Source organism: Bacillus sp. NPDC060175 (assembly GCF_042728695.1).
Taxonomy (GTDB): Bacteria; Bacillota; Bacilli; order Bacillales; family Bacillaceae_G; genus Bacillus_A.
The window spans coordinates 1-8972 of sequence record NZ_JBHWYR010000122.1; the positions used below are offsets into that span (position 1 = coordinate 1).

Here is an 8972-nt window from a genome sequence, read left to right on the forward strand (position 1 = left end):
GGTATTATGTATCTTTGAATGGAATTATATACACAAACTACATTGAGAAATTAACTAATTATAAAAATTACTTATGATGCCAAACGGTTGTATTTTAATAAAGTAAACAAAATAGTTATTTGATAGAAAGAGAGAGTAGTATGATTTCTTTAGAAATTAAATATAAAAAGGCGATTATCTTCAAATCGCCTTTTGGGTAATGCAGTGTAATTTTATTCAGTTATTTGAAATATAGTTTCATTCGGTTTAGAAAATCCATACAGTTTCCTTGCAAATTTTAAAATTTCTTCTTCACTACTTGTTAAAGCTTTAACATCATTCTTAAGGGAATGGCCATCCTTCTTTACAGAAGATAATTTTTGTTGCTCCGTATTAAGCGTGATTTGTTTTTCTTTAATTACTTCTTGTTGGTTATTCAGAGAATATTGAAGGACAAAAATTATAGGTAATATAAAAGCCAAAATAGTTATAATACGGCGTCTTGTTTTTTTAATATTACCTTGTTGGGTATTAGGGTTCACTTGCTGTGAGGGTATATTAGGATTTGATTGGTGTGATGATACTTTTGGGATGTTTCCCATTAAAATGCCTCCATTACTGATTGTAGAATTTAAAACGCTTAAAAGTATTATAAATGTTTAATGGGAATTTTAGAAGATATTTTAATATAGTTGCATTTTGTAAAGTGTAAATAAAATCCTTATTTACATAAAAGAAACACCAATTGTCCGCGAGGCTCCTAAGGGTAATCATCAAGTAATGATGTACTCGACTAATTAACGATATCATGAATTTTTGGGTAAAAACACTGGGGAATCCGTCTAAATTAATAGGAGCGTCATTTGAAACAAAAACGCTATTTTAATAGGGAGAGGAATAATGATGATTCTATGGGACAAGCGAGTATACATTGTATCAAGGTGATCTTTTTATAACAGAGGGGGCAATTTTGGAGGTTAGTGAAAAGGCGAACAAATCATTATATTGGCTTCGGTGCATGTTAGCTCCAAGCTATGAAAAAGTGTGCGGTAATAGTACAAAGCGATTTCGGTTGATTTGGATAGAGGATGACGAAGAATGATATAAAAATTTCATTTCGTAGAGAAATGAGGTGATTAAGGATAGGTATTGAATATGTCATATTTGTATGAATAAAGAGCAGAATTTAGCTTATATAGGGGTGTTGGAATTGTTCTAAAGGTAGGAATATCTGAAATATAAATAATTGAGGGGAGTGAACTAAAAATGGAAACCAGCACTTTTTTAGGATTGTTTTTGGGATGGATCACGGTTATCGTATCGGGAATACTTTTCGTACGCCCATCGGTACTACGTGAATTGAAAAAATTAGTGGTTGAAGACAGAGGGTTTGGTATTATGTACGGTTTTTATCGATTTTCCTAGGGCTAGGTACTGTAATCCTACATAATGTATGGGTATTCAACTGGCAGGGGTTCCTAACGGTTATTGCATGGCTTGCATTATTAAAGGAAATTTACATAATTGCATATCCTGAACCCTCCAAGAAAACAGATTTTGAATTAAGGGTACTATCTACACGTATAGCGCTCGCTATCATTGGCGCCTTGGCTTTATGGATGCTTATAGTAATCTATATAAAATAATCCTTTTTCAGCTATAAAGAGAGTTCAAAGATTTTGTGTGAAATCTCATTCGAAAAAGTATAGAAAACTTGTAGAAGCTAGAACTAATCGTCTTAATAAAAAAAGAGGCGTTTGAGAAAGAGGTTGTCTAAATTTCGAATTCAGCAGAATAACAATTCAAATTTCCTCATTTAACGGGCCTCTAATTGTTAGAGGCATGCTTTTATAATTAATAAAGAAAAGAATGTTTATTGACGCTGAAAGCACATATATACTAATAATGCTACATATTTGGAGTGTTTGAATTGACGGTTTATACAGTAGTGTATGTGTTTGTTTTTTCCTTTCTATGTGTTTGCCTCGTACACTTTTAAGCTAGTGGACATACTTTACTAATAGAAAGAATTAGGGGGTGAGGTTTTGGGATCTCGATTTAACAATTGTAAAAAGAAATGTACATGTAAACAGGATGATTGTTGGGAGATATTCGAAGAGTGTAAAAAGGAAAAGCATGAGAAATGTGATAATTCTTGTGTACAAGGAATTAGAGATGAGCTTAAGAAATTAATTAATCAAACAGTTCAAATTAACACAGAGGGACGTACTTATGTAGGTACGGTGTCGTCTGTAAGTTGTGATGTTGTTAAGCTTGCAGCTATTCCTGGATCAGTTGGAGTAATTATCTCCATTTGTAAAATTGAAGCAATTTCTCCTCCTGTTACAACGGTTACTGCTGAGTTTGATTTTAATGGTGTTGACGTAGCAAACAAAGCTTAATAATACTGTTTTTTGTAAAGTCATTCTTATGAATGGCTTTATTTTAATTTGTTATAAAAGGAGAATATATTCTTTATATAGAATTAAGTTTGAGGTTATAAATAATGATGTACGAAAGGAGAATGAGAGTGATTAGACTAGAGCACTTTAAAAGAACGGATTTTAAGCAATTAATAAATTGGGTTAATTCCGAACAATTTTTAATACAGTGGTCAGGAAATGCATTTACATATCCTTTAAATGAACAACAATTAGAGAAATATATAGAAAGTGCAAATACACTCGCTTTCAAAGTAATAGATGAAAAGACTAAAGAAGTAATCGGTCATATTTCACTTGGGCAAATGGACAATATAAATAAGTCTGCGAGAATTGGAAAAGTGTTAGTTGGTAATACGAAAATGAGAGGGCGTTCAATAGGAAGACATATGATGAAAGCAGTACTTCATATTGCGTTTGAAGAATTAAAACTACATAGAGTAACTCTTGGCGTGTATGATTTTAATACGTCGGCCATTTCATGTTATGAAAAAATAGGATTTGTAAAAGAAGGGTTATTAAGAGATTCAAAAAAAGTAGGAGAAACGTATTGGGATTTATGGGAAATGAGTATGTTAGAATATGAATGGAACAATAAAAAACAATAGTTTATTATAATTTTGTTATGTTAACTAAAAGGGGTTTGGTGGGAATCATGGTTAAAAAAGCTAAAGTAATTTCAATTGCAGCTGTTTCAGGGGGCGGTAAAACTACCATTACAGAAAGTTTAGCTCATGAGTTGAAAAACTCAAAGGCTCTATATTTTGATAGTTATAAATTTGATAACTGTCCTGTTGATATTTGTAAATGGATTGATGATGGAGCTAATTACGATGAATGGGTACTTACACCGCTAATGAATGATATTCAGCGTTCTATACAAGATAGTAGTTTAGATTATATTATTGTAGATTATCCTTTTGCATATTTAAATAGAGAAGTGGGACAAATCATTGATGTAACTATATTTATCGATACACCTTTAGATATTGCGATGGCTAGAAGAATTTTGAGAGATTTTAAAGAAGATACAATGAGTGAAATACATAATAATTTGAAACATTACATGACACATGCGAGAAAAGCTTATTTAGAGGCAATTCATACTGTTAAGTCGAATTCGGATATTGTATTGGATGGATCTTTATCTATAAGTGAAATAATTGATCAAATAATGGAGGAACTTAATCGAAGAGAAGTGATTGTGAATGGTTAAATGTATAAAACAATATGTACAAGTTGATAGCTTTAAAATATATACAAAAATATTTCAAGGAGAAAAGCAGCAGCCTGTTATTATAATGGAAGCAGGTTATGGTAATTATTCAAAGGCATGGGATCGTATTGCGGAAGGGCTGACGGAATATGGGGGGGTACTTACATATGATAGAGCTGGATTAGGAAAAAGTGGGAAGAGTTCCAAGCGGCGTATTAGTTCTGAAATGGTAAAAGAATTAACAGCTTGCTTAAAACAATTACAACTTAAGCCACCCTATATTTTTGTAGGACATTCCTTTGGGGGTATAAATGTACGTTTATTCACGACTTTTTATCCTGAAGATACGATGGGAGTAGTTTTAGTTGATTCGACACCAGAAAATTATAAAGAGGATTTTTTGCCAATAATGTCTTCTAAATTTCAAGAAGCTTACTATAAGCAATTTATATATGAAAGCTCATACGAAGAGTTTATGTTTAGTCTAGGTGAAGCAGATAAACATTGTAAATCAATGAGTGATATTCCACTTGTAGTGTTAGCTGCTGGAAAAAAAGCTTTTTATTCAGCAGATGCACAACTGAAATGGTTACAATTGCAAGTAGAATTATTACAATTATCAACCAATAATAAATTTATAATTGCAGAAAATAGTGGTCACTATATTCAAAAAGATGAACCACATTATGTAATAGATGCTGTTAAGTGGATCCTTGGGGTAGGGGAGAGATAAATGTGTACACTTTATTTCAATATAATTGGCAAGTAAGAGATGATTGGTTTAAGTGGTGTGAACAGCTTACAGAGGAGGAATTGCTTCGCAAACGTGTTGGAGGTGTTGGGAGTATTTTAGAAACACTTTTCCATATTGTAGATGTTGAGTATAGCTGGATTAGTGCGCTTCAAGAAAAAGAGGATAACGAACCACAGTTTAAAGATTATCAATCAAAAAAGTGAAAGCATTATCTGATTTATATAGACGAGAATTAGATAACTTTTTGCGGTTATGGTCTGGCGACTTCGAATCAAAAATATTGAAAGCTTCATGGACAGATAAAACATATAAATACGGTGAAGTTTTAAGGCATGTAATTGCACATGAAATTCATCATATTGGTCAGATATCTATATGGGCGAGAGATTTAAATCTTCAGCCCGTTTCAGCGAATTTAATTGGAAGGGGATTATAGATTTAGAAACCGACTTGCTACATGCAAGTCGGTTTTTTATATAAAAGAGAACTTTTAGTTAAAATCCTCTGATTTTTTCTGACGTATATGTAAAAACATTAAAATTGTAATGATGAAAAAGATCATCATCGTTTGTATGATTAAATTTTTAAACTGTAGCAATATTGCCCAAGATGTAAGAGCATCTTTAAAAGCTTGGAGTGCAGAGTACGAGGAAGGTTCAAAACCGTACTGAAGTAATTTTTTTGTTTCAATAAAAGTAGTGTTTTCTTCATCGGATTCTAATATTACTGAAATAAGCCTAGTATCTCCTAGTTTTGCAGTACCGACAAAACTATTATTACCATTAGTTGAAAAACTAGTTTGCAAGCCATCAACACCTTGGAGTTTAATGTTTTCATTAAGGGAATAAATCATTTTATTTGTGTTGAAAACTTGAAAATCTTTGAAGGTAAATTGGTAAGAGGTTAGTTTCGTAATATTCAGTACATAAGGGAAATTCTTTACTAATTGTGTTGCTAGTTTAGCGGCGTCTTTCGCTGTTGTATTCGATTGTTTATTTGTATCTTGATTAACTCCAGTAGAGTTTAGAAAAGGAGATGGCTGTGATAAATGTAGTTGTTTTGCTTTTTCATTCATTAACGTTGTAAAGTTATCTTCATTGCCACCAATGTGTTCTGCTAGTGCGAGTGCAGAACGATTATTTCCTGTTAAAAGCAATGCATGAAGTAAATCACGAACCGTCGTTTTATCCTTTGTTGTTACTTGTATAGAAGTTGTTTCCGCTTGGAATACTTCGTTACTTATTTTTACGGATTCATCTAACTGTATTCTGCCGTCATTCAGTTGTTCCAACACGATATACTCTGTCATTAATTTAGACAAAGTAGCTGATTGAATAGGGGTTTCTTCATTTTTTTTATAAATAACTTCACCTGAATTAGCATCTATTAAAATAGCTGATTTAGCTTGAATAATTGGACCATTAACATAAAGATAAAAATATAAAACGATAAGTGCAGTAATAACAAAAGATAATAATAAAATTGTAAATTTTTTAAAGAATTGCATAAGCGATCCTCCTACTATGACATCAATAATAATATTGTAAAAAGGAATGCTTAATTAGGAAGAAAGAAAAGGTAAAGAATTTCTAAAGAATTATAAAAGATTATTAAATTTTGGATATTGATGGAAAATAAAAGGTTCAATTTCTTTTCATATTAGAAATTGAACCTAAAATTATGGTGTATTAACTTTTATATGGTAGTAGTTTTACAGTGAAAGTTGTTTTCTTGTCATCACTATATACTTCAATCGTTCCTTTATGCAGTTCGACAATACTTTTTGCAATTGCTAATCCGAGTCCTGATCCACCAGTGTTTGTTGAACGTGATTTTTCAACACGATAAAAACGTTCAAAAATATGAGGCAAATCTGTACTAGGAATAGGTTGGCCGTAATTTGTTATATCAATTGTAATCATATTATTGCTTTCATAAGCGGTAAGGTCAATATAGTCACCTTCGTTTCCATAAGCGATAGCGTTTATAATAAGATTTTCAAATACGCGCACTAATTTATCTCCATCAGCTAATACCATGAGCTTTTGAGAGGGGAAAGAAGGGCGGCATTCAATATTAGCTTCTTGAACTTGTATTCGGAATTGAACAGTTAATTGTCCAAGTAGCTCTACAATATCAATGGGAGCAGAATATAAACTTAACTCTTTATTTTGAACACGGGTATATTCAAATAGGTCATTCATTAATGCGTTTAAACGTGTTACTTTACCATAAATGACTTGTATGTAATGACGTAATTCCACTTCATCTCTATAATTATCATGATGGATTAAATTCACGTATCCAACTATAGATGTTAGGGGAGTACGTAAATCATGTGATACATTTGTAATCAGTTCGCTTTTTGCCTGTTCTGCCTGCCTTTCTTCGTCAATTGACTCTTTTAATTGTTCAACAATTTGATTGACCCCAGTTGCTAACTCTTCTAAATAATTATGATTTACGATGGAAACTTTATGATTGAAGTTTCCATTTGCAATATAACGAATCTCTTCTATCATTTTTTTAATACAAGTTTCATAGTAAAGCTTTCTCTCGTGACGATAAAAAATGTATAGATAGGATGAAAAAATAGAAAATAAAAATAAATAAGAAACAATCATCATCCATAAAGATTCCTTAATCCCTTTATACTTTTCATAACCAAAAATCCGAATGAATTCTTTACCGAGTTCGGTTAGAGTAAGTGAACTCTCAATTACACTCGTAATGAGGCGATATATAATTAATTCAGTAATAGGTGTAAGAGTGATAGCTAATAAAAACCAAAAAATTATCTTCCATTTTGGGATATCTTTTAAAATATCAAATACTTCATTTCTCAATTTTATAGCCTACTCCCCAAACAGTATGAATAAATTTTTCTCCATTCATTCCTGTTTCAAGTTTATCCCGTAAATTACTAATATGAACCATTACAGTTTTATTTGAACCATAACCATCTTCATTCCAAACACGTTCAAATATTTCTTCGGAACTAAATACTCTTCCTGTATTGCTCGCTAGTAAATATAAAATATCAAATTCAATAGATGTAAGCTTAATATATTCATTATTTACTTTAACAGTATGATTATGCTTATGGATTTCAACTGTTCGAATACGAATGATACCATCGTCTTTCTTTTGAGTAGCAGTGTTTTGGAAAGAGGATCTTCTCAGCAAAGCTTTCACTCTAGCGACCAATTCTAGTGGATTAAACGGTTTAATCATATAATCATCTGCACCTGTCATAAGCCCTAATATTTTGTCCATATCTTCAGCCTTTGCACTCAGCATAAGGATAGGTACAGTATTATTTTCACGCACTTCCTGACAAACTTCTAATCCATTTCGCTTTGGCATCATAATATCCAAAATCATAAGGTCAACTTCATATGCAGATATCATTTGTATTGCTTCATCACCGTCATAAGCTTTAAAAATGTTATATCCTTCATTTCGCAAATAAACAGCGAGTAACTCTACAATATCTTTATCATCATCAATAATTAATATGCTTTTATTCATTATTTAGTTAGTTCCTTTCCTTACAATTAATCAACATTACTATAATAACAAACATTTATGTACTTTGTAGCAATGATTTTACATAAAATTTCATGTAACGTATTAAAAAGGAATTAAACCATTCATAACGAATTAAAATAGAAGAGTTATTTGAATTTCCTATTATATTGAAGGAGCGTAATAAGGAGGAGATTAACGTGTTATATAATGAAATATGTTCATTTACTCCAACTGGGAAAATAGAACATGATATAAAAGAGTTTCTATTAAAATACAATAAAGAATTTACATATAAACATTCAATTCGTGTGGCAAATGAAGCGCGAAGAATAGCGATAATGTTTCATGAAAATGAAGAAAAAGCAGAAATGGCAGGGTATTTACATGATATAAGTGCAATCTTTCCTAACGAGGAACGGATTAAAGTTGCTGAAGCATTTGGAATCGAAATATTACAAGAAGAACGGAAATTTCCAATGATTATTCATCAAAAACTATCGAGAGTAATCGCAAAAGAGATATTTAAAGTGGAAGATGAAGAGATTTTAGGTGCAATTTGTTGCCATACTACACTGCGTAAACATGCAACGAATTTGGATTTAGTGTTATTTGTTGCAGATAAAATAGAATGGGATCAAATTGGGACACCATCATACTTAGTAGGCATAAAAAATGGATTAGAAAAATCTTTAGAACATGCTGCTTTTGTATATATTTCATATTTGTGGGAAAGAAAAGATACATTAAAAGTCATACATCCGTGGCTAGAAGAAGCATATTGGCATTTAAAAGAAATTGTAGAGTAGAAAGGGTATAAAAATGCAATTTAAAGAATATATGAATCAAACATTTCCAGGAGTTACGTTAGTACCGTACATATACTCTCAGTGGGAAAATCATCTACATTTTGATTTTGGGAAAGATAAATATCAATTTAAAGAGGATGATAACACTTATAATATGGAATATTTCACACAACTATATAGTTATAATAAAAATCTATTTAAAGATATATTTTCAAAAGAAGATACCGTCTTTTTAGTCACAAATG

At 31.4% G+C, this 8972-nt stretch carries 11 protein-coding genes and 2 pseudogenes; 9 read left to right on the forward strand and 4 right to left on the reverse strand.

Going from position 1 to position 8972, the window contains the following annotated elements:
- Positions 1 to 212: 212 nt before the first annotated feature.
- Entirely contained in the window at positions 213 to 581 is a 369-nt protein-coding gene (locus ACFWDE_RS28690) for an FtsB family cell division protein (protein ID WP_002147814.1), read from the reverse strand.
- A gap of 368 nt (positions 582 to 949) precedes the next feature.
- Here ACFWDE_RS28690 and ACFWDE_RS28695 point away from each other — a divergent pair, with 368 nt between their 5' ends.
- The 7 genes and pseudogenes from ACFWDE_RS28695 (at position 950) to ACFWDE_RS28725 (ending at position 4826) form a co-directional block, all read left to right on the forward strand.
- Entirely contained in the window at positions 950 to 1081 is a 132-nt protein-coding gene (locus ACFWDE_RS28695) for a hypothetical protein (protein ID WP_377896172.1), read from the forward strand.
- Between the two features lie 164 nt (positions 1082 to 1245).
- A pseudogene (locus tag ACFWDE_RS28700) lies at positions 1246 to 1625 on the forward strand (hypothetical protein).
- A 399-nt stretch (positions 1626 to 2024) separates the two neighbouring features.
- Complete coding sequence (locus ACFWDE_RS28705) at positions 2025 to 2381, forward strand: hypothetical protein (RefSeq protein WP_377896164.1); 357 nt, start codon at positions 2025 to 2027, stop codon at positions 2379 to 2381.
- 104 nt (positions 2382 to 2485) lie between these two features.
- Positions 2486 to 3028: a GNAT family N-acetyltransferase gene (locus ACFWDE_RS28710; protein ID WP_377896165.1), complete on the forward strand. Its 543-nt coding sequence runs from the start codon at positions 2486 to 2488 to the stop codon at positions 3026 to 3028.
- Positions 3029 to 3075: 47 nt separating this feature from the next.
- Positions 3076 to 3636, forward strand: a complete 561-nt coding sequence (locus ACFWDE_RS28715) for a nucleoside/nucleotide kinase family protein (protein WP_377896171.1) — start codon at positions 3076 to 3078, stop codon at positions 3634 to 3636.
- A complete protein-coding gene (locus ACFWDE_RS28720; RefSeq protein WP_377896166.1) occupies positions 3629 to 4369 on the forward strand; it encodes an alpha/beta fold hydrolase in 741 nt (246 codons plus the stop codon). Before ACFWDE_RS28715 ends, ACFWDE_RS28720 begins: the two co-directional genes overlap by 8 nt.
- A 2-nt stretch (positions 4370 to 4371) precedes the next feature.
- Positions 4372 to 4826: pseudogene (locus ACFWDE_RS28725) on the forward strand (DinB family protein).
- Positions 4827 to 4880: 54 nt separating this feature from the next.
- Here ACFWDE_RS28725 and ACFWDE_RS28730 read toward each other — a convergent pair.
- The 3 genes from ACFWDE_RS28730 to ACFWDE_RS28740 all read right to left on the reverse strand — a co-directional run bounded on the left by ACFWDE_RS28730 (position 4881) and on the right by ACFWDE_RS28740 (position 7921).
- Positions 4881 to 5897 (reverse strand): D-alanyl-D-alanine carboxypeptidase family protein, encoded by a 1017-nt coding sequence (locus ACFWDE_RS28730; protein ID WP_377896167.1) that lies wholly within the window; start codon positions 5895 to 5897, stop codon positions 4881 to 4883.
- Positions 5898 to 6078: 181 nt separating this feature from the next.
- Positions 6079 to 7236, reverse strand: a complete 1158-nt coding sequence (locus ACFWDE_RS28735) for a sensor histidine kinase (protein WP_377896168.1) — start codon at positions 7234 to 7236, stop codon at positions 6079 to 6081.
- Positions 7226 to 7921, reverse strand: a complete 696-nt coding sequence (locus tag ACFWDE_RS28740) for a response regulator transcription factor (protein ID WP_377896169.1) — start codon at positions 7919 to 7921, stop codon at positions 7226 to 7228. Before ACFWDE_RS28740 ends, ACFWDE_RS28735 begins: the two co-directional genes overlap by 11 nt.
- Positions 7922 to 8118: 197 nt before the next feature.
- Here ACFWDE_RS28740 and yqeK point away from each other — a divergent pair, with 197 nt between their 5' ends.
- Positions 8119 to 8727, forward strand: coding sequence for a bis(5'-nucleosyl)-tetraphosphatase (symmetrical) YqeK (gene yqeK, locus ACFWDE_RS28745; protein WP_377896170.1), 609 nt, complete (start codon positions 8119 to 8121; stop codon positions 8725 to 8727).
- A 13-nt stretch (positions 8728 to 8740) separates the two neighbouring features.
- A partial coding sequence (locus ACFWDE_RS28750) for a DUF3885 domain-containing protein (protein ID WP_483861757.1) occupies positions 8741 to 8972 on the forward strand: 232 nt, incomplete at its 3' end.